This window comes from Qipengyuania proteolytica, assembly GCF_019711565.1.
In the GTDB taxonomy this organism is placed as follows: Bacteria; Pseudomonadota; Alphaproteobacteria; order Sphingomonadales; family Sphingomonadaceae; genus Qipengyuania; species Qipengyuania proteolytica.
Genome location: NZ_JAIGNN010000001.1, coordinates 1,303,330 through 1,328,444 on the forward strand (window position 1 = coordinate 1,303,330; position 25,115 = coordinate 1,328,444).

25 protein-coding genes are annotated in these 25,115 nt (G+C 65.8%); 12 read left to right on the forward strand and 13 right to left on the reverse strand.

Features of this window, described 5'->3' with window-relative positions:
• Positions 1–111: 111 nt before the first annotated feature.
• Positions 112–2,679, forward strand: a complete 2,568-nt coding sequence (gene topA, locus K3172_RS06360; RefSeq protein WP_221588014.1) for a type I DNA topoisomerase — start codon at positions 112–114, stop codon at positions 2,677–2,679.
• Complete coding sequence (locus K3172_RS06365) at positions 2,679–2,864, forward strand: hypothetical protein (RefSeq protein WP_221588016.1); 186 nt, start codon at positions 2,679–2,681, stop codon at positions 2,862–2,864. The genes topA and K3172_RS06365 overlap by 1 nt, the downstream gene beginning before the upstream one ends.
• 10 nt (positions 2,865–2,874) lie before the next feature.
• On the opposite strand, the gene K3172_RS06370 is transcribed toward K3172_RS06365, so the two are convergent.
• Genes K3172_RS06370 through lepB form a run of 4 tightly spaced genes read right to left on the reverse strand, consistent with a single transcriptional unit; the run spans position 2,875 to position 6,611 of the window.
• Complete coding sequence (locus tag K3172_RS06370) at positions 2,875–4,140, reverse strand: MgtC/SapB family protein (RefSeq protein ID WP_221588018.1); 1,266 nt, start codon at positions 4,138–4,140, stop codon at positions 2,875–2,877.
• Between the two features lie 4 nt (positions 4,141–4,144).
• Positions 4,145–5,050, reverse strand: coding sequence for a GTPase Era (era, locus tag K3172_RS06375; RefSeq protein ID WP_221588020.1), 906 nt, complete (start codon positions 5,048–5,050; stop codon positions 4,145–4,147).
• Complete coding sequence (gene rnc / locus K3172_RS06380) at positions 5,047–5,709, reverse strand: ribonuclease III (RefSeq protein ID WP_221588022.1); 663 nt, start codon at positions 5,707–5,709, stop codon at positions 5,047–5,049. Before rnc ends, era begins: the two co-directional genes overlap by 4 nt.
• Positions 5,710–5,717: 8 nt before the next feature.
• The gene (lepB, locus tag K3172_RS06385) at positions 5,718–6,611 is read right to left on the reverse strand and encodes a signal peptidase I (RefSeq protein ID WP_221588024.1); all 894 of its coding nucleotides are present in this window, start codon (positions 6,609–6,611) and stop codon (positions 5,718–5,720) included.
• A gap of 67 nt (positions 6,612–6,678) precedes the next feature.
• On the opposite strand from lepB, the gene pgi reads away from it, so the two are divergent.
• Positions 6,679–8,229 carry a glucose-6-phosphate isomerase gene (gene pgi / locus K3172_RS06390; protein ID WP_221588026.1) on the forward strand — a complete coding sequence of 517 codons (1,551 nt, stop codon included), beginning with the start codon at positions 6,679–6,681 and terminating at the stop codon, positions 8,227–8,229.
• 3 nt (positions 8,230–8,232) lie between these two features.
• Here the strand turns inward: pgi and K3172_RS06395 are convergent, their stop codons facing one another.
• Complete coding sequence (locus K3172_RS06395; RefSeq protein WP_221588028.1) at positions 8,233–9,480, reverse strand: NRAMP family divalent metal transporter; 1,248 nt, start codon at positions 9,478–9,480, stop codon at positions 8,233–8,235.
• A 194-nt stretch (positions 9,481–9,674) separates the two neighbouring features.
• Here K3172_RS06395 and K3172_RS06400 point away from each other — a divergent pair, with 194 nt between their 5' ends.
• Both K3172_RS06400 and K3172_RS06405 read left to right on the forward strand, forming a co-directional pair.
• Positions 9,675–9,851 carry a hypothetical protein gene (locus K3172_RS06400; protein WP_221588030.1) on the forward strand — a complete coding sequence of 59 codons (177 nt, stop codon included), beginning with the start codon at positions 9,675–9,677 and terminating at the stop codon, positions 9,849–9,851.
• A 49-nt stretch (positions 9,852–9,900) separates the two neighbouring features.
• Positions 9,901–10,380 carry a TspO/MBR family protein gene (locus tag K3172_RS06405; protein WP_221588031.1) on the forward strand — a complete coding sequence of 160 codons (480 nt, stop codon included), beginning with the start codon at positions 9,901–9,903 and terminating at the stop codon, positions 10,378–10,380.
• Here the strand turns inward: K3172_RS06405 and K3172_RS06410 are convergent.
• Positions 10,377–11,915, reverse strand: coding sequence for a winged helix-turn-helix domain-containing protein (locus tag K3172_RS06410; protein ID WP_221588033.1), 1,539 nt, complete (start codon positions 11,913–11,915; stop codon positions 10,377–10,379). The two genes, K3172_RS06405 and K3172_RS06410, sit on opposite strands and share 4 nt — an antisense overlap.
• Positions 11,916–12,078: 163 nt before the next feature.
• Between K3172_RS06410 and K3172_RS06415 the strand changes: the two genes are divergently transcribed.
• The 5 genes from K3172_RS06415 to K3172_RS06435 all read left to right on the forward strand — a co-directional run bounded on the left by K3172_RS06415 (position 12,079) and on the right by K3172_RS06435 (position 16,554).
• Positions 12,079–12,303: a tautomerase family protein gene (locus K3172_RS06415; RefSeq protein ID WP_221588035.1), complete on the forward strand. Its 225-nt coding sequence runs from the start codon at positions 12,079–12,081 to the stop codon at positions 12,301–12,303.
• A gap of 183 nt (positions 12,304–12,486) precedes the next feature.
• Entirely contained in the window at positions 12,487–13,197 is a 711-nt protein-coding gene (locus K3172_RS06420) for a CDP-alcohol phosphatidyltransferase family protein (protein ID WP_221588036.1), read from the forward strand.
• Between the two features lie 193 nt (positions 13,198–13,390).
• Complete coding sequence (locus tag K3172_RS06425) at positions 13,391–14,761, forward strand: DEAD/DEAH box helicase (RefSeq protein ID WP_221588038.1); 1,371 nt, start codon at positions 13,391–13,393, stop codon at positions 14,759–14,761.
• Between the two features lie 64 nt (positions 14,762–14,825).
• Positions 14,826–16,178, forward strand: a complete 1,353-nt coding sequence (gorA, locus tag K3172_RS06430; RefSeq protein ID WP_221588040.1) for a glutathione-disulfide reductase — start codon at positions 14,826–14,828, stop codon at positions 16,176–16,178.
• A gap of 70 nt (positions 16,179–16,248) precedes the next feature.
• Positions 16,249–16,554: a hypothetical protein gene (locus K3172_RS06435; protein WP_345725610.1), complete on the forward strand. Its 306-nt coding sequence runs from the start codon at positions 16,249–16,251 to the stop codon at positions 16,552–16,554.
• A 114-nt stretch (positions 16,555–16,668) separates the two neighbouring features.
• Here the strand turns inward: K3172_RS06435 and K3172_RS06440 are convergent, their stop codons facing one another.
• Positions 16,669–18,942, reverse strand: a complete 2,274-nt coding sequence (locus K3172_RS06440) for a M10 family metallopeptidase C-terminal domain-containing protein (protein WP_221588044.1) — start codon at positions 18,940–18,942, stop codon at positions 16,669–16,671.
• Positions 18,943–19,096: 154 nt separating this feature from the next.
• On the opposite strand from K3172_RS06440, the gene K3172_RS06445 reads away from it, so the two are divergent.
• Positions 19,097–19,453 carry a hypothetical protein gene (locus K3172_RS06445; protein ID WP_221588046.1) on the forward strand — a complete coding sequence of 119 codons (357 nt, stop codon included), beginning with the start codon at positions 19,097–19,099 and terminating at the stop codon, positions 19,451–19,453.
• A gap of 22 nt (positions 19,454–19,475) precedes the next feature.
• Here the strand turns inward: K3172_RS06445 and K3172_RS06450 are convergent, their stop codons facing one another.
• The gene (locus K3172_RS06450) at positions 19,476–20,579 is read right to left on the reverse strand and encodes an NAD(P)/FAD-dependent oxidoreductase (RefSeq protein WP_221588049.1); all 1,104 of its coding nucleotides are present in this window, start codon (positions 20,577–20,579) and stop codon (positions 19,476–19,478) included.
• 172 nt (positions 20,580–20,751) lie between these two features.
• Between K3172_RS06450 and K3172_RS06455 the strand changes: the two genes are divergently transcribed.
• Positions 20,752–21,303 carry a TspO/MBR family protein gene (locus K3172_RS06455; RefSeq protein ID WP_221588051.1) on the forward strand — a complete coding sequence of 184 codons (552 nt, stop codon included), beginning with the start codon at positions 20,752–20,754 and terminating at the stop codon, positions 21,301–21,303.
• A gap of 78 nt (positions 21,304–21,381) precedes the next feature.
• Here K3172_RS06455 and K3172_RS06460 read toward each other — a convergent pair whose 3' ends face one another.
• The 5 genes from K3172_RS06460 to K3172_RS06480 all read right to left on the reverse strand — a co-directional run bounded on the left by K3172_RS06460 (position 21,382) and on the right by K3172_RS06480 (position 25,089).
• Positions 21,382–21,912, reverse strand: coding sequence for a hypothetical protein (locus tag K3172_RS06460; RefSeq protein WP_221588053.1), 531 nt, complete (start codon positions 21,910–21,912; stop codon positions 21,382–21,384).
• Between the two features lie 206 nt (positions 21,913–22,118).
• Positions 22,119–23,309: a CCA tRNA nucleotidyltransferase gene (locus K3172_RS06465; protein WP_345725611.1), complete on the reverse strand. Its 1,191-nt coding sequence runs from the start codon at positions 23,307–23,309 to the stop codon at positions 22,119–22,121.
• Positions 23,302–23,907 (reverse strand): CoA pyrophosphatase, encoded by a 606-nt coding sequence (locus K3172_RS06470; RefSeq protein ID WP_221588055.1) that lies wholly within the window; start codon positions 23,905–23,907, stop codon positions 23,302–23,304. The genes K3172_RS06465 and K3172_RS06470 overlap by 8 nt, the downstream gene beginning before the upstream one ends.
• Positions 23,904–24,452 (reverse strand): DUF1285 domain-containing protein, encoded by a 549-nt coding sequence (locus tag K3172_RS06475; protein WP_221589084.1) that lies wholly within the window; start codon positions 24,450–24,452, stop codon positions 23,904–23,906. Before K3172_RS06475 ends, K3172_RS06470 begins: the two co-directional genes overlap by 4 nt.
• Positions 24,453–24,567: 115 nt before the next feature.
• Positions 24,568–25,089, reverse strand: coding sequence for a GNAT family N-acetyltransferase (locus K3172_RS06480; RefSeq protein ID WP_221588058.1), 522 nt, complete (start codon positions 25,087–25,089; stop codon positions 24,568–24,570).
• Positions 25,090–25,115 lie beyond the last annotated feature (26 nt).

Genomic DNA, 25,115 nt, shown 5'->3' on the forward strand with positions numbered 1-25,115 from the left:
CTGTACCGGCGGCCCGTTCCCGTTTGCGATCCGTGCTTGACGGCCTCTCGGAGCCAGCCCCATTTTCGCGCGTACGTATACGCACACACGTAAGGGACTGCTTTTTACCCCATGCAACTGGTCATCGTTGAATCGCCCGCCAAGGCCAAGACTATCGAGAAATACCTCGGCAAGGACTTCAAAGTTCTCGCCAGCTACGGTCACGTCCGCGACCTGCCGCCCAAGGATGGCAGCGTGCGTCCTGACGAGGACTTCGCGATGGACTGGGAACTCTATCGCGACAAGCAGAGCCGCTTCAAGGAAATCGCCGACAACGCCAAGAAGGCGGACCGCCTGATCCTCGCCACCGACCCCGATCGCGAAGGCGAGGCGATCAGCTGGCACGTGCGCGAATTGCTGCAGAAGAGGAAGGCGCTGCCCAAGGAGGTCGAGCGCGTCACCTTCAACGCGATCACCAAGCAGGCCGTCACCGATGCGATGGCCCGCCCACGCGAACTCGACCAGGATTTGATCGACGCCTATCTCGCCCGCCGCGCGCTCGACTATCTCTACGGCTTCACCCTCAGCCCCGTGCTGTGGCGCCGCCTGCCGGGAGCCAAGAGCGCCGGCCGCGTCCAGTCGGTCGCGCTGCGCCTGATCGTCGATCGCGAGATCGAGATCGAGCATTTCCGCGCCGACGAATACTGGTCGGTCATCGCCAAGCTGCAGCATGACGGGACCGAGTTCGACGCGCGGCTGGTCAGGTTCGACGGCGCGAAGCTCGACAAGCTGACGCTCGGCAACGAAAGCAGCGCCATGGCCGCGAAGGCCGCAGTCGAAAGCGCGAACTTCACGGTCGAGGAGGTCGAGACCAAGCCGTTCAAGCGCAATCCCTCGCCGCCGTTCACCACCTCGACGTTGCAGCAGGAGGCGGCGCGCAAGCTCGGTTTCTCGGCCAGCCACACGATGCGGCTCGCCCAGTCGCTCTACGAGGCGGGCGCGATCACCTACATGCGGACCGACGGCGTGCAGATGGACGGCAGCGCGATCTCCGCCTGCCGCAAGGCAGTGGCCGATCGCTATGGTGGCCACGCGCTCCCCGACCAGCCGCGGATCTACCAGACCAAGGCCAAGAACGCGCAGGAAGCGCACGAAGCGATCCGCCCGACCGACTTCAATCGCGACCGCGCCGCATCGGGTGATGAGGGCCGCCTCTACGACCTCATCTTCAAGCGCGCGATGGCGAGCCAGATGGCGGCCGCGCAGCTCGAGCGCACGACCGTCACCCTGCGCGATCCGACCGGCCGGCACGAGTTGCGCGCGACCGGGCAGGTCGTGAAGTACCCCGGCTTCCTGGCCGTATACCAGGAAGGCCGCGACGATGCGGAGGATGACGATGAGGGCCTGCTCCCCGCCATCGCCAAGGGCGACAGCCCGCTGAAACGGGGCTTGGAGGCGAACCAGCACTTCACCCAGCCGCCGCCGCGCTTTTCCGAAGCCAGCCTCGTCAAGCGGCTGGAGGAGCTCGGCATCGGCCGCCCCTCGACCTATGCCAGCACCATCCAGACCTTGCGCGACCGCGCTTATGTCCGGATGGAGAAAAACCGTTTCTTTGCAGAGGAGTCGGGGCGCCTGCTGACGGCGTTTCTCGAAAGGTTCTTCCCGCAATACGTGGCCTTCGACTACACCGCCGGGCTCGAGGAAGAGCTCGACACCGTCAGCGACGGACGCGAGGACTGGAAGAAGTTGCTCGAAGCGTTCTGGCGCGACTTCAAGCCCAAGACCGAAGAGGTGATGGACAAGAAGCCCTCGGAAGTGACCGAAGTGCTCGACGATTTCCTCGCCGACTACCTCTTCCCCGAGCGCGCCGACGGCAAGGACCCGCGTCATTGCCCGCTGTGCGAGACCGAAGGCCGCGAGGGCGGCAGGCTGGCGCTGCGCGGTGGCCGGTATGGGGCGTTCGTCGCCTGCGCCAACTATCCCGAGTGCAAGTTCACCCGCCAGTTCGCCAAGCCCGGCGGGGCCGATGGCGAGGATGGCGGCGATGACGGCGTCATGGGCACGGACCCGGAAACCGGCCTGCCGGTGGAGCGCAAGAGCGGCCGCTTCGGCCCCTACGTCCAGCTGGGCGAGGGCAAGGACGCCAAGCGTGCGAGCATTCCCAAGGACCTCTACGATTTCGACCTGGAATGGGCGCTGAAGCTGCTCAACCTGCCGCGGATCGTCGGCGCGCATCCCGAGACCGGCAAGGAAATCGAAGCGGCCATCGGGCGTTACGGTCCGTACCTTCGCCATGACGGCAAGTACGGCAAGCTGCAGTCGACCCGCGAGGTCTTCGAAGTCGGCATGAACCGCGCCGTCGATATCCTCGCCCAGGCCGCCAATCGCGGCGGCGGCGGGCGCGGCAAGGCCGAACCGATCGCGACGCTCGGCACCCATCCGACGAGCGGGGGCGAGATCAAGGTGATGCCCGGCCGCTACGGTCCCTACGTCACCGACGGCACCACCAACGCCACGATCCCGAAGGACGTGAAGCCCGAAGACGTGACCGAAGCGCAGGCGATCGAACTGATCGATGCCCGCGCCGCCAAGGGACCGGCCAAGAAGAAGGCAAAGAAGGCACCGGCCAAGAAAAAGGCCCCGGCGAAGAAGAAGGCCGCACCCAAGAAGAAGGCAGCGGCGAAAAAGGCCAGCGACTGATGGCGAAAAAAGACCAGTTCGAGCGCCACAAACAACCCTGGAAGGCCGACGAGGCGGGCCAGCTGCGCGTGCTGGCCGGCAAGGGCAAGGGCCTCAAGGAAATTGCCAAGGCGATTGGCCGCAGCGAGGAATCGACCAAGGATTTCGCCAAGAAGAACAAGATCGAAATCCTGAAGAAGCGGTAACGGCGAGCCGCTAGAGCCGGGCGTATCCCACCACCAGGCTCGCCGCCAGTGCGACCATGCTCGCGCCCAGTGCCCAGGCTGCGGGGTGCGCCTCGCACTTGCCGTAGGCGATCGTCACGCCGAGCTTGACCGCCATGTTGGCGAGGATCGTGCCCGCGATCGCGAGCGCGGCAAGCTGCGGTGCGATGGTGCCGGGCTCGAGGCCGCCGGCGGTCACGATTGCCGCATCGACGTCCATGCTACCCATCAGCAGCAGCAGGATCGCGATACCCTGTTCGCCGAACTCGCCCTGCGCCCAGCGTGCGACGACGGCGGCGATGGCGACGAAAGCGACGAAGGTCAGCGCGGGGAGCATTGCGATGGGATTGCCTGGCGGGGCTGGACCCGTCGTCGACGGCGCCTTGCGATAGAGCCGCCATGCCACGGCAAACCCGACCACCAGCGCGGGCGCGACCACGACGACGAAGGGGACGAGCAGGCCGGTGGCGAGGATCGCGACCAGCACGATGACCCGCAGGTACATCACTGCCGTCGCCAGCGCGATGCCCGCATTCTCCGCCCCGGCGCCCTGGCCCGCGCCAATCTTCTGCGCGAAGGAATGGGTGACCGCGGTCGAACTGTAGGCCCCGCCGATCACGGCAGTCGCGATCGTTCCGCGCCGCGCGCCGAACAGGCGATTGGCGACATAGCCGGCGAAGGAGAAGCCGGTGACGATGATCACCACCAGCCACAGCGTGCGCGGCTCCCATGCGGCGTAAGGGCCGAAGCGACCTTCGGGCAGGAAGGGAAACACGGCGAGCGCGATGGCGGCATAGCGCGCAAAGGCTTTGATATCGGCTTCGTCCAGCGCGCCGATCCACCGGTGCGCCTCGGTCCGCAGGGCGAGGATCAGGGTGACGATGGCTGCGCCTGCCACCGCCAGCGCTTCTTCGCCGATGCCGGCAAGGAAGCCAAGGCCCAGCGTCACCATCGCCGCGACTGCGCTGGTCGCATCGGGTCGGCCGGTATCGCGCATCGAGCGCATATGGCCGAGCGCGATGACGACCGCCGTGACGGCGACGACGATTGCTGAGACGATCTCGTAGCCACGCGTGCCCAGCACGCCCGCCAGCCCTGCCGCGAAGCCGAGCAGGGCGAAGGTGCGAATACCGGCGACCCGCGAGCCGGGCTGCTCCTCGCGCAGCTTCCAGCCACGCTCGATCCCGATCAGCAATCCGACCGCCAGAGCGGCTCCGACTTGGGCGAGTAGGGCGGAAGAGACGAACGACTCCGCCACCGGCTCACCGCACCCAGTCGAGTCCCATTTCCTCGAACATTTCCTTGTCTTCGCTCCAGCGCTCATCGGTCTTCACGTGGAGGAAGAGGTGGACCTTCTGCCCGAGGATTTCCGAGAGTTCCTGGCGCGCAGCCTCGCCGATGGCCTTGATCTTGGATCCGCCCTTGCCGAGCACGATGGCGCGCTGGTTGTCGCGCATGACGACGATCTGCTGGTGGATCTCGACGCTGCCGTCGGGGCGCTGGATGTATTTCTCCGGCCGCACGGCGCTGTCGTAGGGCAGTTCCTCGTGGAGCTGCTGGTAGAGCTGCTCGCGCGTGATCTCGGTCGCGAGCAAGCGTTCGGAGGCGTCGGACACCTGGTCCTCGGGATACATCCACGGGCCTTCGGGCATCATGTCCGCCAGCGCCTGCTTCATCTCGGGCACACCGTCGCCGGTCAGCGCCGACACGAAGAACACCTCGGCGAAATCGACCTTGGCCGAGAGATCCTGCGCGAGTGCGAGCAGCGGTTCCTTCTTCGCCCGGTCGACCTTGTTGAGGACGAGGATCTTGCGTTCGGGGCGCTGCGCGATCTGCTCGATCAGCGGTTCGAGTTCGTGGCGGCGCTGCTTGATCGGGTCTACCATCAGCAGCACGGCATCGGCCGCTTCCGCGCCTTCCCAAGCCGCGCTCACCATGGCGCGGTCGAGCCGGCGCTTGGGCGCGAAGATGCCCGGGGTGTCGACGAGGATCATCTGGGTGTCCCCATGCAGCGCAATGCCCATCATCCGCGCGCGGGTGGTCTGTGCCTTGGCGCTGGTAATCGCGACCTTCTGGCCGACGAGCTGGTTGACCAGCGTGCTCTTGCCCGCATTGGGCGCGCCGAGGACGGCGACGACGCCGCAGCGGGTCTGTTCCTGTTCGCTCATCCGAACTGCTCCATGAATGCTTTTGCGGCGGCCTTTTCGGCTTCGCCCTTGCTGCTGGCGGTCCCTTCCGCCTCGCCGACCTTGTGGACGCTGACGCGGACGGTGAAGGTCTGCGCGTGATCGGGGCCCGAGCGGTCGGTCACTTCGTATTTTGGCGGCGCGCGGCGGTTGCCCGCGGCCCATTCCTGAAGTGCGCTCTTGGGGTGCTTGGCGACGCCCGCTCCGCTTTCGAGCGCGGGGCGGAAGAGGTCGCGTACCAGCGCGCGAGAGGCGTCGAAGCCGTTGTCGAGGAATTGCGCGCCGAGCAGGCTTTCGATGACATCGCCGAGGATGTTGTCGCTGTCGTGGCCGCCATCGGCACGCGCCTGCTTCGAAATGCGGATATGGGGGGCAAGGCCAATGCCGCGCGCGACTTCGGCACACATCTCGCGGCTGACGATGGCATTGAGGCGCTGGGCGAGCTTGCCTTCGGGCGCGTCGCTTTGCGCATAGAGCCAGTCGGCGATCGACAGGCCCAGCACCCGGTCGCCGAGGAATTCGAGCCGCTCGTAATCGCGTTTCTCGCCCATGCTCCCGTGAGTGAGGGCGGACTGCCACATCGACTCGTCCTTGACCGTGAAGCCGGTCGCCTCGAGCCAGGCTCGGGTCTCTGGCGTCATGCCTCCGCTCACAGGCTGCTCCCGATCCGGTCCCAGCGTGCGGCGGTGAACCATGTCCAGGGGAGCAGCCATTCGGCGCTGCCGTCGGTCGACCACAGCACCACGCTGGCCCGCGCGACGAGCAACTTCTGATCGATGATCCCGACGCCGCCTTCGGGAAGCGCCGGAAAACGGCCGTCCATCGAATTGTCGCGATTGTCGCCCATGACAAAGAGCTTGCCTTCCGGCACTATGACCGCTGAAGTGTTGTCGGGATCGATGGAAATGACATTACCCGAGCTATCCCGGACCAGTTTGCCGTCTTTGTCAGTGAGGGCGCGCATTCCGACCGGCCCGAAATCGAGCGTCGAAAAAGTCTTGCCCGATGGCAGGGTCTCGCGAAAGCGGCGATAGCGACATGCCGTTCCGTCTGGCGAAATTTCGGCTTCGCGTCGACATTTGGTGTTGGGGCTAAGCGTAAGATCAGCATAGCCCGCAGCCTCCTTGCGGATTGGCTCGCCGTTGAGGATCACCACGCCATTGCGCATCGCCACAGTATCGCCGGGCAGGCCGATCACGCGCTTGACGTAATCGGTCCCGTCGACCGGGTGCTTGAACACCACCACGTCGCCGCGTTTGGGCTCGCTTGCGAAGAGGCGATCCTTAGGTCCCGGAATACCAAAAGGCAACGAATTCTCGTTATAACCATAGGGCCATTTCGCCGCGATCAGGTAATCGCCGGTGCGCAGGCCGGGCAGCATGCTCTCGCTCGGAATGGTGAAGAAGCTGAACAGGAAGGTGCGGAACAGCAGCACCGCCAGCACCAGCTTGATGCAGAACCACAGGAAACTGCCCCAGCTCTCTTCCTGCTCGGGCTTCTCCGCCGTATCTACGGCATTCGTATCCAGCGCTTGCTCTGTCATGCGGGGTTCTCAATCATCGCCGAGTTCCCTAGTCGCGCACATGCGGACACGAAAGGATTTTTGCACCATGACCACGCCTGCCGCCCTCTGGAACACGCTCGAGAACCTGCCGCGCCCGACGCTGGGCGAGCTGTTCAGCGCCCTGCGCGACGGCGGCGAGGGGGCGGACGAGCCGGGCGGTGAGGAGCGCGTGGCGATGCTCTCGGGCCGGATCGAGCTCGGCGAAGGCGGCATCCTGTTCGACTGGTCGAAGACGCATCTCGACCGCGCCGTGATCGCGGCGTTCGAGGAATTGGCCGGGGCGATGGATTTCGCCGGCATGCGCGCCAAGCTGTTCGGCGGCGAGGTGGTCAACCCGACCGAGGGGCGGGCCGCCGAACACGCCACGCTGCGCGGCACGGGCGATCCGGCCAAGGTCGAAGAGGCGATGGCGCTGATCGACCGCATGGGGATGCTGGTGGAGGCGATCCACCAAGGCGCGCTGGGCGAGGTCGAGCACCTCATCCACATCGGCATCGGCGGCAGCGCGCTGGGCCCTGCACTGGGTGTCGACGCCTTGAGCCGCGACCTCTCCTATTGCGACGTGCATGTCGTCTCCAACATCGACGGCGTGGCGCTGGAAGCGGCGTTCTCAAAGTGCGATCCGGCCAAGACGCTGATCGCGGTGGCGAGCAAGACCTTCACCACCATCGAGACGATGACCAATGCCGAAAGCGCGCTCAAATGGCTGCGCGACAATGGCGTGTCCGATCCCGGCGGGCGCGTGATCGCGCTCACCGCCAATCCCGAAGGCGCCGTCGAGTGGGGCGTCGACGAGACGCGCATCCTGCCGTTTCAGGAAAGCGTGGGCGGGCGCTATTCGATCTGGTCCTCGATCGGTTTTCCCATCGCCATGGCGGTCGGCATGGACGATTTCCGCGCTATGCTCGGCGGTGCCAAGGCAGTGGACGAGCACTTCCGCGACACGGACGGGTCGGCGAACCTCGTCCTGCGCGCGGCCTTCGCCGATCTCTATTACACCCGCGTGCGCCGCTGCCAGACGCGCGCGGTCTTCGCCTATGACGAGCGGCTGACGCTGTTTCCCGACTACCTCCAGCAGCTCGAGATGGAGAGCAACGGCAAGCGCGTAACCGCGGACATGAAGCCCGTCGACGGGCCGACCGCGCCGATCACCTGGGGCGGGGTGGGCACCGACGCACAGCATGCCGTGTTCCAGCTGCTCCACCAGGGCACCCACCTGATCCCGGTGGACTTCATCGCCAGCGTTGCACCCGGCGACGATCTCGATCCCGCGCACCACCGCATCCTGCTGATGAACTGCTTCGCCCAAGGCGCGGCGCTGATGGCGGGCAAGGCGGGCGAGGACCCGGCGCGCAACTATCCCGGCGACCGCCCCTCGGCGACGATCCTGTGCGACGATCTCGACGCGGCAGCCCTCGGCGCGCTGATCGCCTTTCACGAACACCGCACCTTCGCCAACGCCGTGCTGATGGGCATCAACCCCTTCGACCAGTTCGGGGTCGAGCTCGGCAAGCAAATGGCCAAGGCGATCGAGCAGGGCGGCGAACAGTTCGATGCCAGCACCGACGCGCTGCTGGAGGCGGCGGGGCTGGGCTGAGGGCTAGGCCAGCTTCAGCGCGAAGTACATCGCCGCCAGCGCCGTCATCACGACGATCGCGACCCAGTTCCACGCCCTGAACAGCGCGTCGGGGCGGGCTTCTTCGGGCATTGCGCAGCGGGTGACCACGAGGTGGTTGAGCAGCGCCACGACCGGCGCGGTCACGAAGCTGGCAGAGGTGACGAAGTCGAGGAAGGTCGTCAGGTCCTTGAGCAGGGTGAACACCGTCACCAGTGCGATGGCGACGAAGGCGAGGCAGAAACCCGCATAATCGCGGCGCGAATAGGACACGTCCTCGTGGCCCTTGAAGATCGCCAGCGAAGCGCCCGCGATACGCGCATAGGCGTCGATCCCGGCGATCACCGTGGTCAGCATCACCGAGAGGGCGGACAGCGCGGCGAGGGTCGCGACCCAGTCGCCCAGCGCTGCACGGTAGAGGTCGACCAGTTGCCCTGCGAAGCCCGGGGCGTCTGGCAGCGGCGCGATGCCCTGCGGGTGCATGACGCCTGCTCCCATGATGCAGAAGCACACCGCCATGACGGTGGTGAGCACATAAGGGCCGAGAAAGCCGCGCCGCGCCTCGGCCAGAGAGGGGTGGGCGCCCTCGGGCAGCGCGCGGTCGCCCTCGACCTTCCACAGCGAGAGCGCGACCGAGACGTCCATCGGATTGGGCATGAACCCGGCGAGCGCGACGATGAACAACAGCGCGGCGGTCTGCTGCGTCCAGGAGAAATCGACCAGCGTCGCCCACTCGACCCGGGGGAGGACCGTGGCGGTGGTCACCAGCGTCGCGATGCAGAGGAAAGCGAGCAGCCAGCCGTTGATCCGGTCGAGCCATGCGTAGCCGCCGACCAGAAGCAGCGTAGTCGCGGCGAGGATCACCAGCGCGGCGAGCACCGGTACGGGCGCGACGGGACCGACGATCACGGTCAGGATCCCGGCGGTGGCCGCGCCCAGCGCCGCCCAGATGATCGGGACGAGCGGCATCACCAGCGCGAGGAAGAGGACGAGCGCCCACAAGCCGAGCTCGCGATAGCCCGCGAGCAGCGAACGCCCTCGCGTGTGAGCGAAATCCGAACCGAAGCGATAGGCAGGGTATTTGAGGACGTTGGCGAGCACGATCACCACCACCAGCGCCAGTCCGAACATCGCACCGGCGCGGGTCGACTGGACGAGGTGCGAGGTGCCGATAGCAGCACCGCTGAAGATGAGTCCCGGCCCCGCTAGCCGCCGCAAAATGTTATTGCTCATCGCCCGAACTCCCCCGCTCCCGCGTAATATCTGCGCCGCAAACTTTCCGCTGTCGAGGCGCATTTCGCGCCAATTTTCAAAAGGATGTCACCTGCAAAATGCGCAAGTTGGAGGTGCTTAACATATGATACATTTGACTTTTCTGCAATTCTGAGGATTATCGAGCGAGGAAGGAGCGGAATGGGGTCGCTTGGATGGACGAGACAGATTTGCTGGAGGAATTCCGCAAGAGTTACGAGAGGCTCGCGGCGGTACGTACCTCGGCGAACGGCGATGACGCTGAACGCGTGGTGCGTCATGCGGAAATGAATTTCTATGCCACCGCCGAGAGCCTCGGCCGGCTGCTCCAGAGGCGGTCGCAGGACGCCTGAGTGGCGCAAGGCGTTTGCCTTGTCTTGCGGGCGGGTCTAGCGGCTGCACATGGACTTTCCGATCATCTTTGCCATCGGCTGGGCCGTGGTCCTCGGCCTCGGCGGCGGGCTGCTCACGAAGATCGGCAGCTGGTATCGCGAGCTGAAGAAGCCCGCGTGGCAGCCGCCCGACTGGCTGTTCGGCCCGGCGTGGACGATCATCCTCGGGCTCTCCGGCTGGGCCTTCGTGCTGGCGTGGCGCGGAACGGACAGCGAGGCAGAGCGCACACTGCTGATCGCGCTCTACCTCGTGAACGGGCTGTTCCACTTTCTCTGGTCGCCGCTGTTCTTCACCCTTAAGCGCCCCGACTGGGCGCTGGTCGAGGTGCCTTTCCTGTGGCTCTCGGTGCTCGCGCTCACCGTCTTCCTGCGCGACTGGTCGGTCGCGGCGAGCTGGATGATCGTGCCTTACCTCGCCTGGGTGAGTTTCGCGGCGATCCTCAACTGGACGATCGTGCGCCTGAACCGGCCCTTCGGCAGGAGTGCCTAGACACCGATCGCGCGCAGGCCCCGCTCCAGCGTCTCGCGGGCCTCGCCCTGCGCATAAGGGAACGACCGGAAGAAGCTCGCGGCGGACAAGTCGGCATCGTCCGCGCGCGCTTTGGCCAGCCAGGCGGCGGCTTCCTGCCGCTTGCCGATGAGGTTCAGCGTCAGCGCCGCGATCAGCTTGATATGCTTGTGCGCGCCGGGCGTCAGCGCCGCGCGCTCGCCGAATTGCGCCGCCTGTTCCAGTTCGCCGAATTGCAGATGCGTCAGGGCGCGTCCGGAAATCATCGCATAGGCCATCGGGTCGAGCGGGCTGAGATCGAGGGCCAGCGCAAGGTCGCGGTCTGCCTGCCGGGCCTGGCCCGCAATCGTCGCGACCAGACCGCGGTTGTAGACCCCTTGTGCGAAGCTGGGGCTGAGGCTGGTCGCCCGGTCGAACCAGGCGATGCTGTCGTCGAGCCGACCCTCGAGCCACGAGCAGCGCCCGAGGCTGAAATGGCCGAAAGGGTCGAGCCGGTCGGTCTCGACCGCCTTCTGCGCCAACATGCGGGCCTGCTCGACATGCCGCCCGACCTGTTCGTCATAGGCCATGAAGGCACTCTGGAAATGGGTGAAGGACAGCCCCGCCATCGCGCGCGAAAACCACGGATCGCGCTCGAGCGCGTGGCCGAACAGGCGCGAAGCGGCCGCGTTGTCCGCAGCATTGAAGCGGTACATGTGATCGATGCCGAGGTGGAAGCTCGCCCAGGCGTCGAGCTGCGCGGCGGGCAGGCCGCGTGCGAGACGAACCTCGTTCTGCGGGATGTGCTGGAGCACGCTCTCGACAACGCCGCGCTCGATCTCGGGCCGCAGTTCCTGCAGCGACTCGATCGCGCCTTCATAGCGTTCCGACCAGACGGTGTGCCCGTCGCGCGTGTCGATCAGCGCACAGCGCACCGACACCGAATGGCCGGTGCGTTCGATCTGTCCGGTCAGGCAATAGGTGACCGCCAGCGCGCGGCCCACCGCAATGGGATCGGCGTCGGGCCCGCGAAACCGGAAGCTCGATCCGCGCGCGATGACGAACAGCCAGTTGATCCGCGCGAGGTCCATGATGATGTCGGCGGGCAACGCATCGGCGATGATATCGTGCGGCCCGCTCTCGCCGATCAGCGCGAAGGGCAGGACGGCGATCGAAGGGCGTGTGCTGGGCGGGGTTGCGGCTGGGGCCTCATCAGCCTCCACCACGGCGGCGACGCTTTCCTCGACCACGGCGACAAACCGAAACCCGCGTCCGTGGATCGTGCGGATGACCTTTTGCGCGGTCCCGTCGTCGCCGACTGCCTTGCGCGCGGCCTTGATCCGCGCGGAGATCGCACTTTCGGAAACGATCCGTCCGTCCCAGACCTCCTCAATGATCTCGTCCTTCGAGACCATCCGCTCGCGGTTCGCTGCAAGCAGGAGGAGCAGCGAGAGCACCTGCGGTTCGACCGCCACACGCTCGCCGCCATGGCGCAGCTCGAAACCCTGCGGATCGAGCGCATATCCGGCGAATTTCACGACCCGGGGTGGTGGTCCGTCCATCCGAACATCCCCGTTTGCGGCAAATCTCCATGAAACCGTCAGACATCTTCACGCCAAGGTCAAGCATCGCGCGGCCGGGCGGCCTAGCAAGGGGGCATCGGAACTGATCCGAACCCAACCTGATTTGAGGAGAATTGATATGCCGCTCGTTACCATCGACGTGATCAAGAACGTTTTCACCGACGACCAGAAGAAGCAGCTTATCGGCAAGGTGACCGAGGCCATGGTCGAGGTCGAAGGCGAAGCCATGCGCCCTGTGACCTGGGTCCGCATCATGGAGGTCGAACAGGGCGACTGGGGCATCGGCGGTCAGCTGCTCGGCGCGGCGGACGTCCACGCCTTGGCCGGCAAGAAGGCCGCCTGATCGCGCACCAGAAGACCCACCGTCCCAAGCGAGAGGCCGCTCCCTGCCAAGAGCGGCCTCTTTGCGTGTTCGCATCCCATGCAGCGCAGGCGAGCCAGACTGTGCGCACTTTGCGACAATGCGAATGCGCTGACGTTTTCGCAATTGTGAGCGCGGCCAAAGAAGCGCATTGGCGCAAGTCACATGACCGACACCAGCACGCCGACGCCCGCACCGATCAATCGCATTCAGGAAAACGTCCTTGCGCGGAGCGAACGGCGTTTGCTCAATTGGATCTGCGCCCGGCTGCCCGGCTGGGTGACGCCCGACATGATGACCTTCGTCGGCATGGTCGGCGCGGTCATGGTCTTTGCCGGCTATGTGCTGAGCAACCTGGGCGAGGATTGGTTGTGGCTCGCCATCGGTGGGTACGCCGTGCAGTGGCTGGGCGATAGCACCGACGGCAGCCTGGCGCGGTTCCGCAAGATCGAGCGCCCGCGCTACGGCTATTTCCTCGACCACAGTTGCGACGGGCTGGCAACCACGCTGGTCCTCGCCGGCATCGGCCTGTCGCCCTATGTCCAGCTTGAAGTCGCGCTGCTCGCGCTGGCAGGTTACCTGCTCCTTTCGATTCACGCCTTCCTGAGGGTTCGCGTGCTGGGTGAGATGAAGCTGTCCTACCTCAACGCCGGGCCGACGGAATTGCGCTTCCTGCTGATCGGCTTCACGCTGGCAATGATGGGCTTCGGCGCGAGCGGAGAAGGGTGGTTCGGCCGCATCTCCGGTTTCGACATCTTCACCGGGGTTTGCGGCACGGTCATGATCGTCCTGTTCACCCAGGCGACGTGGTCGACCGCGCGCAGGCTGGCCGTGGAGGAACCCTCGCGCAATGCGGAGTGGCGCGGAAACGATTGACTTTTTGCGCTGCAGCATCCACATGGCCGCCATCGAAGCGCGCTAGCCAGCGTGAAGCGGCGATGTGAGAGACATCCATCGCCCCGGCCGCGCCTCGGTCTTTTTCCAAGGACTTCCCTTTTCACGCGGGTCGTTTGACACCCGCGCCGCGCGACCAATCCGTCTGCGCGCCGCATATCGAATGCGAGTTTTAATGACGCAATTTACCGATCTCGGGCTGTCGCAGCCCGTTCTCCAGGCCCTCGACCTCAAGGGTTATTCGACGCCGACGCCGATCCAGGCACAGGCCATCCCGCCCGTGCTCGAAGGGCGCGACCTCATGGGCATCGCCCAGACCGGCACCGGCAAGACCGCGGCCTTCATGCTGCCCTCGATCGACAATCTGCGCGAGGCGGAGCGGCAGACGCCGTTCAAGTCCTGCCGCATGCTGGTGCTTGCGCCCACGCGCGAGCTGGCCGGCCAAATCGCTCAGAGCGCCAAGGATTACGGAGCGCTCGCGGGCCTCAAGGTCCAGTCAATCGTCGGCGGCACCTCGGTCAACAAGGACCGCAACAAGCTGCACCGCGGGACCGACATCCTCGTCGCGACGCCCGGTCGCCTGCTCGACCTCATCGACCAGAAGGCTTTCACTCTCGACAAGGTCGAAATCCTCGTCCTCGACGAGGCCGACCAGATGCTCGACCTCGGCTTCATCCACGCGCTGCGCCGGATCAGCCAGCTCGTCCCGGAAGAGCGCCAGACGCTGTTCTTCTCCGCCACCATGCCCAAGCAGATCCAGGAACTGGTCGGCAAATATTGCCGCAATCCGGTCAAGGTCAGCGTCACGCCGGAGAGCACCACGGCCGAGCGCATCGACCAGTATCTGTTCATGGTCCAGCAGGACGAAAAGCAAACGCTGCTCGAAATGATCCTGTCGGAACGCCACAAGGTGCCCGGCACATTCGAACGCGTACTGATCTTCGCCCGCACCAAGCATGGTTGCGACCGGATCGTGAAGCGGCTCGGCCAGGTCGGGATTCCGGCCAATGCCATCCACGGCAACAAGAGCCAGCCGCAGCGCGAGCGCGCGCTCGACGAATTCAAGCGGGCCAAGACCCCGATCCTGGTAGCTACCGATGTCGCCGCGCGCGGGATCGACATCCCGGGCGTCAGCCACGTCCTCAACTACGAACTGCCGAACGTGCCCGAGCAATACGTCCACCGCATCGGCCGTACGGCGCGCGCGGGCAAGGACGGCATCGCCATCGCCTTCTGCGCCGAGGACGAGCGCGATTACCTCAAGGACATCCGCAAGAAGACCGACGCCGAGTTCGAGCGCCTGCCGCTGCCCGACAATTTCCGCGCCGTGGTCGACGGTGTGGGGCCGACGAAGCGCGAGCAGAAGCCGAAGCTGGCGCGGCCCAAGGTGCGCCCGGCTGGCGGTGCCGCAAAGAAGCCCAGGCCCAAGCAGAAGCACCCGGCGCGTGCCGGCGCGCCCAAGCGCGAGGGCGCACCCGCCGGTGGCCGCCCCGGCGGCAATCGCAACCGCAACCGTAACCGCAATCGCGCGCGCAGCGGAACCTAAGTCGGACCTTGCCAAGGCGCTACTCGTTGGCGAGAGACACCTCTCACGCTGACAGGAGCGCCGCATGGCCGACAAATACGATTACGACCTCTTCACCATCGGTGCAGGATCGGGCGGCGTAAGGGCCAGCCGGGTCTCGGCGGCGCTCGGCGCGAAGGTCGCGGTCGCGGAAGAGTACCGGGTCGGCGGCACCTGCGTGATCCGCGGCTGCGTGCCCAAGAAGATGCTCGTCTACGGCGCGCATTTCGCCGAGGATCTCGAGGATTGCCAGAGGTTCGGATGGGAGATCGGTGAAAGGAAGTTCGACTGGAAGGTCCTGCGCGACAATGTGCTCGACGATGTGACCCGGATCGAAGGGGCCTATACCGAAACGCTCGAAAACCACGATGTGACCATATTCAAGGAGCGGGCCGAGATCACCGGCCCGCACGAGATCACGCTCGCGAGCGGGAAGGTCGTCACCGCCAAATACATCCTGATCGCCACCGGCGCGCGTCCGCGCATGCCCGAATGCCAGGGCGCCGAACACGCGATCAGTTCGAACGAGGCCTTCCACCTCGACGAATTGCCGAAGAAGGTGATCATCGCGGGCGGCGGCTATATCGCCAACGAGTTCGCCGGCATCTTCAACGAGTTCGGCTCCGACGTGCATATCGTCAATCGCGGCGACCGGCTGCTGCGCAGCTATGACGAAGCGGTGCGCGACCGCTTGCTTCAGATCAGCACGATGAAGGGGATCAAGTTCCGCTTCAACACGACCTTCGAATACATCAAGCCTTGCGACGAGGGCGGCTATTTCGTGAAACTGTCCGACTGCGACGAAGAGAAGGCGGACCTGGTGCTGTTCGCCGTGGGCCGCATGCCCAACACCGAAGGCCTCGGGCTCGACAAGGTGGGCGTCGAGCTGGGCGAGGGCGGCGAGGTCAAGGTCGACCGCTTCAGCAAGACCAATGTCGACCATATCTATGCGGTCGGCGACGTCACCGACCGGGTGCAGTTGACCCCTGTCGCTATCCGCGAGGGGCAGGCCTTTGCCGAGACGGTTTTCGGCAAGGGCGATCCGGTCGCGGTCGACCATTCCTGCATCCCCAGCGCCGTCTTCAGCCATCCGCCCATCGCGGCGGTCGGGATGACCGAAGGTGAAGCCAAGAACAAGCTCGGCTCGGTCAAGGTCTACCTCTCCGATTTCCGCCCGATGAAGAACGTACTCGCCGGGCGTAACGAGCGCAGCCTGATGAAGTTGGTCTGCGATGGCGACAGCGGTCGGATCGTCGGCATCCACATGATCGCGCCCGATGCGCCCGAGATGATGCAGGCGGCCGCGATTGCCGTGAAGGCGGGGCTGACCAAGGCCGATTTCGACGCGACCACCGCGATCCATCCGACCATGGCGGAAGAGCTGGTGCTGATGCGTTAGGGGGCTTGAAGCGGTGCTCGATCGGCTGAAGCAATGGCTTTTCCCGCCATCCCCGCTCGCCATATGGAGGGTGCGGATCGAAGCGGATGCGATCGTCACCAGCGACGGGATCGGGACCACGCGCCGGCTTGCGATAGACGATCTTAAAAGGGTCGTCGTGGCCACCGACGATAGCGGGCCGTGGGGGGCGGATTTCGTTTACCTGCTTTATGGTCCCGCTCCCGACCCGGTCGGAATTTTCCCGATCGAGGCCGAAGGCTGTCTGGAATTCGTCGACTGGCTGAGCGCGCGTCCGGGCTATGATGGCCGCGCGCTGCAGCGTGCTGCCGGTTCGACATCCGTGGCACGTTTCACGGTGTTCGAACGCGATAGCTGACAGCGCAGCTTGTTCGGACGACACGCCCTTTTTCGTTTCGGTCTGCGCAATAAGAAAGCGCCGGGAACCGCAAGGTCCCCGGCGCCTCTTTTTCAGGCTCTGATGTACCCGCCCTTAGGCGAAGTGGTAAGCCGATAGGTCGCTCTGGGTCATCAGCGCAAGGCTGGAGCCGGCCACTTCGCTGACCATCGCCGAAGCGCTCTGACCGGAGAAGACCGCGACCAGTTCACCATCGACGAACATCTGGGCGCCGCCGTTGGTCTGGGCCCAGGTGATCACGCCATCGGTGTCGACCTCGATGCTGTCCCTCGCGGTGTTGTAACCGTTCACCCGGTCATACGAACCGTCGAAGGTGTCGAAAACGAACAGGTTGTTGCCGCCACCGCCGCTCAGGCGATCGTAGCCGGCGCCGCCGTTCAGCACGTCGTTGCCGCCACCGCCTTGGAGCAGGTCGTTACCGGCACCGCCGAACAGTTCGTCCATGCCGTTGCCGCCATAGAGCGTGTCGTTGCCGTCACGGCCCATCAGGACGTCGGCCCCGTTGTTGCCGGTTAGGATGTTGGCCACGTCGTTGCCGATCAGCACGTCGTCACCGCTACCGCCGGTGGCATTTTCGATGACCACCGAATTGGCGATGGTGAAGCCGCCATAGGTGCCGTGCACGAAGGACACGACGCCGCCGCCGGTGGGCGAGTAGTCGAGCGTCGCCGCCAGCAGGTCGATGCGGGCATCTTCCGCGCCGTCGTAACGGATTTCGTCGGTGCCGCTGGTATCCCAGATGGTCATGTAGCTCGCCTCTTCCTGAACGTCGGTCAGGGTGTAGACGGTGTTGCCATCATTGTGGGCGTGGACGCCGTAACGGGCCTGCAGCACGGCGATGTCGAAGGCACCGAGCGTTTCGCTCCAGCCGTCGCCGCGGGTGTCGACGCCGTAAAGACGCTCGCCATCGGGGTGGGTGACCCAGGCATCGTTGTACGACATCACCGTGTAGACGCCCTGGTTGAGGTCGTAGACGCCGAGCGAGGCCGAGCTGGTGACGCCGAGCATGATTTCCGAGCCGCCACCACGATCGTGCGGGTGGGCGACGCCGTGGGCGTGGCCGAACTCGTGCAGGATCACGGCATAGGAGAAGCCGCCCGGATCGAGGCTGCTGGGATCGGTGCCGAAGCCGCCGCTGCGCAGGTTGAACACGCCGATGCCCGCATCGTCGCCATAGGCGGGGTCCTGCGGGAAGAAGCGTGCGCCGTAGGACAGGTTCGACGTCGTCAGCATGCGGAACGTCGCCTGGTCGACATCGTCCGTGATGACGTAGTTGATGCCCGTGATCGGCGTGTACTGCGTGTTCAGCGCATGCATGACCGCGTCGATCTGGTGCTGTTCCCACCCGAAAGTGGCCATCGGCGTGACGCCGTCGGGCTCGAGCTGGCCGAAGTTCTCACCGGCCGGAGCGAAATAGATATAGACCGTCGGGACGCCATCGACATCGACGGTCGGGACGTTGGCCGCGCTATCCCAGTTGAGCGATTCCAGCGGATCGTAATCGGCAGGGTCGAGCTGCTCGACATCGATCGTGTAGCCGCCGGTCAGCTGCAGGCCGAACTGCTCGCCGTAAGGAACGGCGCGGATATAGTACGTGCCGCCTTCTTCCGAGAAGAAGGACAGGCTGCTCTCGTAGGCGAGGTTGCTGGCGACCAGCTGACCGGCTTCGTTATAGAGCTGCAGAGTGACGATATTCTCGCCAGGCTCGCCATCGAAATCGTCAGCGCCGGAAATGCCGCCGGAATAGGAGAAGGAATAGATCTGGCCGGCTTCGATCGTCACCGAATAGACGTCGCGGTCGCCGGGGGCGTCGATGTATCCGTAGTTGGTGCCCACGGTCAGTTCGAACGGCGTGCCGAAGCTGTCGGGCGCATCCGTTGCCGCATCGGGCGACCACTGGACGACCGTATAGTCACCGGTATCCACGCCGGTCTGGCCGACAGTTTCGTACCACGAGGTGAGGTACAGGTAATAGGTGCCGGAGGTCGGCGCGGTGAAGGTGATCTGCGACGTGCGCCCGAAACCGCCATCGTCGTCCTGCGTGATATAGCTGAAATCGGGGCCGAAAAGCGCAAGTAGCGGATCTTCGAGGCCACCGTCGGTGCCGCGGAACGACCAGGTGTAGGTCTGGCCGGCGACCAGTTCGACGGCCACCAGGTCATAGCCTTCACCCGCTTCGAGCGTGCCGCCGAGGGTCGGGCCGTTCGGATGGGTATCGATGGTGCCGTTGGCAGCCGCCGCCGCGATCGTCGACGACATCTGGGCCAGCATGGCACCGACGTCGACCGGCCGCGCGACCTCGTCGGAATAGAAATCGTCCCAACCGGAACGAAGGAAAGTCTCGGACATGTATTTCCTCCCGCAAGAAGCGTCACCTCATGGACGCAGACGCGAGAATGTGTACATAATTCGGTAAGCACGGCAATGCATGGAAACGATAAATTTACCATGTTTACGGACGTTTGACGGGGAATCCCGTTTTTGGACAGTTTGGAGATTTGACATGTTGCAGCGTTGGAAAATCTTCTGCGCCGGGTTGTGCGGTCTCGCGCAATTTTCATGTGCTCCGCCTGCTTCAATCGAACAAGCCGATACGAAGGAGCCGAAGCAAGTCATGGAAAGTCAAACGGAATCCGGCGGCGTGGCCAATCTTCCCTATGCACGGGGCAAAACCTTCGGCTCGCTCGACGAGTATCTGGCTTATCTCGAGCAATATAATGGCCCGCTGGACATGCCGTGGTGGCGGGAAGTTGCGCCGGGTACCTACAGGCAAGAGATTCGCATGGCTGACGGCCCCGAGCCGGAGACTGCGACTCGGGCCGAGCTGGCAGCGCGATTCGGCTTCGCACCGGAGCAGTGAGGGGCAGGTCCGGCGCCGGCTTCTAGCGTCGCCGCAACAGGTCTCGCCGAGCGACTCCGACGGCTTCCAGCTCCGCCGGCCAATCGTCACCCGTGGCCATCGCTTCGGCCGCCAGCGCGAGGGCGGGCGAGGTCTGGAGGCCGAAGCCGCCCTGGCCCGCTAGCCAGAAGAAGCCGGGCGCATCCGGATCGAAGCCGCACACCGGCCGGCGGTCGGGCGCGAAGCTGCGCAGGCCCGCCCATTTGCTGGCAATACGCGGAATGGCGAGGGTGGTCGCCTGCTCGACCCGCCATGCGGCAAGCGCGACGTCCTCCTCTTCCGGCTGCGCGTCGCAAGGGTCGGAGAAATGCTCGTCCATCGGGCAGGCGAGCAGACGGCCGCGACCTTCGGGCTCGATATAGAAGCCCGGCCCCACGGTCTTGGTGAAGGGCCAGGCCGACACGTCCATGCCCTGCGGCACGTCGAAAGTGATGACCGTGCGCCGCAGGGGACGCAGGCCGATCGGTGGAACTCCGCCAAGGCGGGCAAGCGCGTCCGCCCAGGCGCCGGCGGCATTGACCACGACCCTCGCTGAATAGCTCTGGCCCGGCGTGTCGACGCTCCAGCGGTTCCCGTCGAGCGCGAGGCCGGTTACCGGCGCGCGGGTCGCGATGGCGCCGCCCGCGGCGCCCAGCGCCTGCCGGTGGGTTTCAAGCAGGGCATGCGCGTCGAGCTTGCGTCCCACCGGATCGAGCAGCGCGCCGACGATCCCGTCCGCACCTTCGCGCAGGACCGGGACGAAGGCGCGCGCGTCCGCAACCGACAGGCGACGCGCCGCGGGCTGCCATTCGCGATAGGCGGCCTCGACCCGGTCGAGGTCCTTGTCCTGCCCCTCGAGCGCGATGAACAGGGCCGGATGGGGCCGCGCGCCCGGCTCTTCCAGCAGCGGGATGCTTGCGGCGGTGAGCGCCCGCACGATGGCGCTGTCCATATCGAAATGCGCGAAGGCCGCGCTGCGACCGGAGGAATGGAACCCCGGAGCCTCCTCGGCCTCGCACACCAGGGTGCTCCCATGCCGCGCCAGCCGCGCGGCAGCGGACAGGCCGGCGATTCCGGCTCCAACGATCAGGAAATCCACGTTGGTCATTGCGGAGACCTTTCCTTTCGGCGCTGTCTAGATGGCCCTGGGCCCCTTGGGAAGCTCGGCCCGGATCGCATCGCAACCGCACCGGATCGGGACTAATCCGGCCTGCGCATTGCGCCGCGCCATCAGGCTCGCCACAAGACGGTTAACGATTCGCCGATTTCGGGGAGACTGCATGAACACGCTGGCTTCGCGCGGACAGCTGCGCGCGAGTTTCATTCGCTGGGCCCTCTTCACCGTCCCGCTGATCGTGTTGCTCGGCTTCCTCGCCGGGACCTTGGGCAGCGCGCAAACGCCGTGGTTCGCCGCGCTCGAAAAGCCGTCGATCTTCCCCGAACCCAAGTGGTTCGGGATCGTCTGGACCATCCTCTATGTCATGATCGGCCTTGCGGTGGCCATCGTCGCATCGGCGTGGGGCGCGCGCGGGCGCAAGGTCGCCCTGTGGGTTTTCGCGCTGCATTTCCTGCTCAACCTCGCCTGGTCGCCGACCTTCTTCGGGGCGCAACAGATCACCGCCGCACTGGTGATCCTCGTGCTGATCGACCTGACGCTACTCGCGGTCATCGCCCTGTTCTGGAAGGTTCGCCGTCCGGCCGCCTTGTTGCTGCTGCCCTATCTTGCGTGGGTGCTCTTCGCGACGGTGCTCAATTACGAGTTCTTGCGCCTCAATCCCGACGCCGACAGCGGCGCGCAAGGCGATGGCGCCGTGGAGCGGGTGCGAATCTAATTCGGTGAGCGAATGAAAAAGGGCCGGGAGCGATACCACCGCTCCCGGCCCTGTTTTATCGCGCGAGGGAGGCGAGGCTTATTCGCCCGCGCCACCTTCGGCCGGGGCAGCCTGCGCCATCGCGGCGTCGATCTGCGCATTGGTCAGGCGGGCCATCAGGCCATGGTCGGTCGCATCGAAGTGCGAGCGCAGCAGCGTGACCTTGTCCGTTTCGTCGCCGCCGCGGGCGATGACGATATTGTTGCCTTCGATCTCGAGAATGGTGCCGAGCGGCGCGTGATCCGCGGCCATGGCTTCGGCGCCGACGACGAGAGCGGCGTCGCGCTTGGCAGCGGCTTCGGCCAGCTGCGCGTCGATCATGCCGTTGATCTGGTCCTTGGTGACGGTGATGGTCGGGCCGGTTTCGCTCTCGCCATACATGTTCACGGCCAGCGGAACTTTGTGCTTGCCGGTGTCGAGCACGGCCTGGCCGTTCTCTACCGAGACGATGGTGCCGACTTCATTGCCTTCGGGGCCATAGACGGTGGCGCCGGCGACGACCTGCTCGTTGGCGAGCGCGGGGGTGGCAGCAAGAGCGATGGCGGCGACGGCCAGCTTCGCGAATTTCATAAGTTCAACTCCAAGACTAGTTCTTCGACACATGCGTTCCCGCCACGCGCCAACGCGCATTGGCAACGACCAAGATGGAAAGGGCGGGCAACGCTTTCGCAGATGCAAAAACCGCCGGAGCTCCCCGTGGGGTGCTAGCGCCCTTTGTCACGAATTGCCGTTTCTGGCAAATGCAGCACCCTTATGCTGCAGTGCACCTTAAGCCTCTATGAAGCGCGCGAGCGGTGCGAAAGTTCCGCCTCGAGCAGCTCCTCGACCCGGTTGCGGGCCGGAAAACCTTCGTCGATCCACTGCGCTTCGACTGCGCGCAGGATGCGGGCGACCTCGGGGCCCTTGTCGACGCCGCGGGCCACGATCTCGCCGCCCTTGAGCGGGAGTTCGGGCACCGTCCATCCATCCAGCGCGGCAGTATCGCTGCCCGAAAGCAGCAGGCGATCGACCGCGCTCTCAACGCCTTCGCGATAGGCAAGGGCGCGCGGCGCATCCGCGTCGGCGGGCTTGCGCTCGGCCGCGCAGACCAGGCGCGCGCGCTGGGCCTTCGAGAGCCGCAACCGCGCCGCGACGGCCTCGGCGAGGGTCGGGATAGGGGGGATGAGCGCCGCGAGCCGCCGGATGCCTTCGGGGGCGTGATCCTGCGCCGCCTCGCTGGCGACGAGGGCGATGAGGCACACGATTTCGTTGCGGCGCGCCTCGGGCAGGATGACCGCGAGCACGCCGAGCTTCTCCATGAGCTGCACTGTTGCGACGGGATCGGGCAGTTCGAGGATCGCGAGCAGCTCCATTGCCACGCGTTCGCGGCTGAGGCCCTTCAGCGTCCCGGCGAGTTTCTCGCAAGCCGCCACCGCCGCCTCATCCAGCGCATCGCCGAACCGCGCCTGGAAGCGGAAATAGCGCAGGATCCGCAGGTGATCCTCGCGGATGCGTTCTTCCGGATCGCCGATGAAGCGCACCCGGCGCGCTGCCAGATCGGCAAGGCCGCCGAAATAATCGTCGATCGTCAGCGTCAGCGGATGGGCATAGAGCGCGTTGATGGTGAAATCGCGCCGCGCCGCATCCTCGAGCCAGTCGTCGGCGAAAGCCACGGTCGCGCGGCGGCCGTCGGTCGAGACATCCTGCCGCAGCGTGGTGACCTCCACGGGTCCGTGATCGAGCAGCGCGGTGATGGTGCCGTGGTCGATCCCGGTCGGCACGGTGCGGATGCCCGCCGCCCGGCAGAGGTCGATGACGGTGCCCGGCCGGTGCACGGTCGCGCAATCGACGTCTGCGGGTTCGATGCCCAGCAGCGTGTCGCGCACACAGCCGCCGACCCAGCGCATCTGCTCTGCGCCGAGGGCGGCGACCAGTTTCGCCAGATCGTCGCGCTGCGTCCAGCCGCTGGCGGGAAGCTGCTCAGCCACGGCCGCGGTCCAGCCAGGCGATCCGGCGCGAGAGGTTCCAGCAGATCGCGGCGGTCACGCCCCAGATGCGGTAGCCCTCGTGGTCCATCTCGAGATATTCGCGCATCGCGCCTTTCCAGAACACTTCGTTGCGGCTCCATTGCGCCGGGTCCATCAGCTTGTCGAGCGGGCATTCGAACCAGCTTTCGACCTCGCGCGGGTCGGGTCGGATGGGCAGGTCGTGCGGCACCGTGGCGAGCACGGGGGTGATGTCGAAACCGGTGCCCGTCTGGTAGCGGTCGGTGGTGCCGATGATGCGGACATGCTCCTGCGGGATGGCGAGCTCCTCCCACGCCTCGCGCAGCGCGGCCTCGATCGCGGTCTCGCCATGGTCGAGCTTGCCGCCCGGGAAGGCGACCTGGCCCGGATGGTCGCGCATGGTGCGGGGTCGCTGGGTGAGGAGTACCGTCGGGTCCGGGCGCTCTGTCACGGCGATCAGCACTGCCGCGTCGGCGGTCCGGTCGAGATCGGCGAAGCGGCTGTCGGACATGAGCTCGGCGACGTCGCTCGCATGCCCCTGTTCGAACAGGGCGGTCAGCCGGTCGAAGATCGCACTCATGCCGGCAGGAGCGAGTAGGTTTCGCCGCCGCTCATCACGGTCCAGTCGTCGCCGCGCTCCAGCGCGATGCGCGCAAGCTGTTCGTAGGTCGAGCGGTTGAGCCGCGCGTCGCAGCCGCGCCGCACATGCAGGTATATAGCAGGCTGCTCGGGGTCGCCCGCTGCGCGGATCGGGTTGTCCGGTCCGGCGACCACCAGCTCGTCGGTGTTGAGCCGGAAAGCAAGGTCGCCCTCGGGTTCGCTCACATCGGTAGCGATGAAGCAGGCGTCCTCGACCTCGATCGAGAGCTTCTGGTAGGGCATGACCAGCCAGTAGCTGCCGTCTGCCTCCCGGTTCAGCAGGCCGGCGAAGGCGCGCACCATGCCCGGGCGCCTGATCGGCGAGCCTTCGTGATACCAGCGCCCGTCAGCCGCGATCCGCATGTGGCTCTCGCCGACATTCTCGGGCGACCATTGCTCCACCGGCGGCAGCTTGCGCGCGGCTACCTGCTCGGCGATTTCGGCAAGCGACAGTCCGGCGAGTTCGGGGGGAGGGGTGTAGGGCATCTTGGAAAACGCGATGCCAGAAGCGGATAGGCGACTCAATGGCGTCTGTTCGCTCCCTGCGGTCGCTGCGCGGGATGGAACAGCTAGGGAAGCGCAGACGCACTTCCCGCACGCATCAGGGAATCCAGGGGCCGAGCATTCCTTCTGGCGGCAGGATGGCCGGATTGCCGGTGCGCGCCAGCAGGCGATGCTTTTCGAAGGGGCCGGGGCAGTGCCAGCCGGCGGTGTGGTCGGCCACGAAGCCCCAGCGCGCGTAATAGTCGGGATCGCCGATCATCACCTGCGGCAGCGGGGCTGCGCCGTCTTCGAAGCCCGCATCGATCGCGCCGAGGCTGGCCGCCATCAAGGCCTTGCCGAAGCCCTCGCCCTGCCGGCCCGGCATCACCGCGACAGGGCCAACCATGATCATGGGATGCGGGCGACCCTGCGGGTCGGTCAGCGCGACCGGCCAGAGCTGGATCGTGGCCGCGAGATAATCGTCTTCGTCGAGCGCGGCGAAGCTCAGGCCGTCGAGCCACTCCACACCCGCGCGAATGCGATAGGCCGTACGCGCATGCCGCCCTTCGCCGAAAGCGGCATCGAGCAATTCCTCGATCAGCGCAGGGTCGATCGCGGAGAGGGGAACGAGGGTCGCCATGGGGCGCGCCGATTAATGCCGCCGAC

Excerpts from the sequence above, each read along its gene's own strand:
- topA (WP_221588014.1), top strand. The coding sequence starts at position 112 with ATGCAACTGGTCATCGTTGAATCGCCCGCCAAGGCCAAGACTATCGAG.
- K3172_RS06365 (WP_221588016.1), top strand. The coding sequence starts at position 2,679 with ATGGCGAAAAAAGACCAGTTCGAGCGCCACAAACAACCCTGGAAGGCC.
- era (WP_221588020.1), bottom strand. The coding sequence starts at position 5,050 with ATGAGCGAACAGGAACAGACCCGCTGCGGCGTCGTCGCCGTCCTCGGC.
- rnc (WP_221588022.1), bottom strand. The coding sequence starts at position 5,709 with ATGACGCCAGAGACCCGAGCCTGGCTCGAGGCGACCGGCTTCACGGTC.
- lepB (WP_221588024.1), bottom strand. The coding sequence starts at position 6,611 with ATGACAGAGCAAGCGCTGGATACGAATGCCGTAGATACGGCGGAGAAG.
- pgi (WP_221588026.1), top strand. The coding sequence starts at position 6,679 with ATGACCACGCCTGCCGCCCTCTGGAACACGCTCGAGAACCTGCCGCGC.
- K3172_RS06395 (WP_221588028.1), bottom strand. The coding sequence starts at position 9,480 with ATGAGCAATAACATTTTGCGGCGGCTAGCGGGGCCGGGACTCATCTTC.
- K3172_RS06400 (WP_221588030.1), top strand. The coding sequence starts at position 9,675 with ATGGACGAGACAGATTTGCTGGAGGAATTCCGCAAGAGTTACGAGAGG.
- K3172_RS06405 (WP_221588031.1), top strand. The coding sequence starts at position 9,901 with ATGGACTTTCCGATCATCTTTGCCATCGGCTGGGCCGTGGTCCTCGGC.
- K3172_RS06415 (WP_221588035.1), top strand. The coding sequence starts at position 12,079 with ATGCCGCTCGTTACCATCGACGTGATCAAGAACGTTTTCACCGACGAC.
- K3172_RS06420 (WP_221588036.1), top strand. The coding sequence starts at position 12,487 with ATGACCGACACCAGCACGCCGACGCCCGCACCGATCAATCGCATTCAG.
- K3172_RS06425 (WP_221588038.1), top strand. The coding sequence starts at position 13,391 with ATGACGCAATTTACCGATCTCGGGCTGTCGCAGCCCGTTCTCCAGGCC.
- gorA (WP_221588040.1), top strand. The coding sequence starts at position 14,826 with ATGGCCGACAAATACGATTACGACCTCTTCACCATCGGTGCAGGATCG.
- K3172_RS06440 (WP_221588044.1), bottom strand. The coding sequence starts at position 18,942 with ATGTCCGAGACTTTCCTTCGTTCCGGTTGGGACGATTTCTATTCCGAC.
- K3172_RS06445 (WP_221588046.1), top strand. The coding sequence starts at position 19,097 with ATGTTGCAGCGTTGGAAAATCTTCTGCGCCGGGTTGTGCGGTCTCGCG.
- K3172_RS06450 (WP_221588049.1), bottom strand. The coding sequence starts at position 20,579 with ATGACCAACGTGGATTTCCTGATCGTTGGAGCCGGAATCGCCGGCCTG.
- K3172_RS06455 (WP_221588051.1), top strand. The coding sequence starts at position 20,752 with ATGAACACGCTGGCTTCGCGCGGACAGCTGCGCGCGAGTTTCATTCGC.
- K3172_RS06460 (WP_221588053.1), bottom strand. The coding sequence starts at position 21,912 with ATGAAATTCGCGAAGCTGGCCGTCGCCGCCATCGCTCTTGCTGCCACC.
- K3172_RS06470 (WP_221588055.1), bottom strand. The coding sequence starts at position 23,907 with ATGAGTGCGATCTTCGACCGGCTGACCGCCCTGTTCGAACAGGGGCAT.
- K3172_RS06475 (WP_221589084.1), bottom strand. The coding sequence starts at position 24,452 with ATGCCCTACACCCCTCCCCCCGAACTCGCCGGACTGTCGCTTGCCGAA.
- K3172_RS06480 (WP_221588058.1), bottom strand. The coding sequence starts at position 25,089 with ATGGCGACCCTCGTTCCCCTCTCCGCGATCGACCCTGCGCTGATCGAG.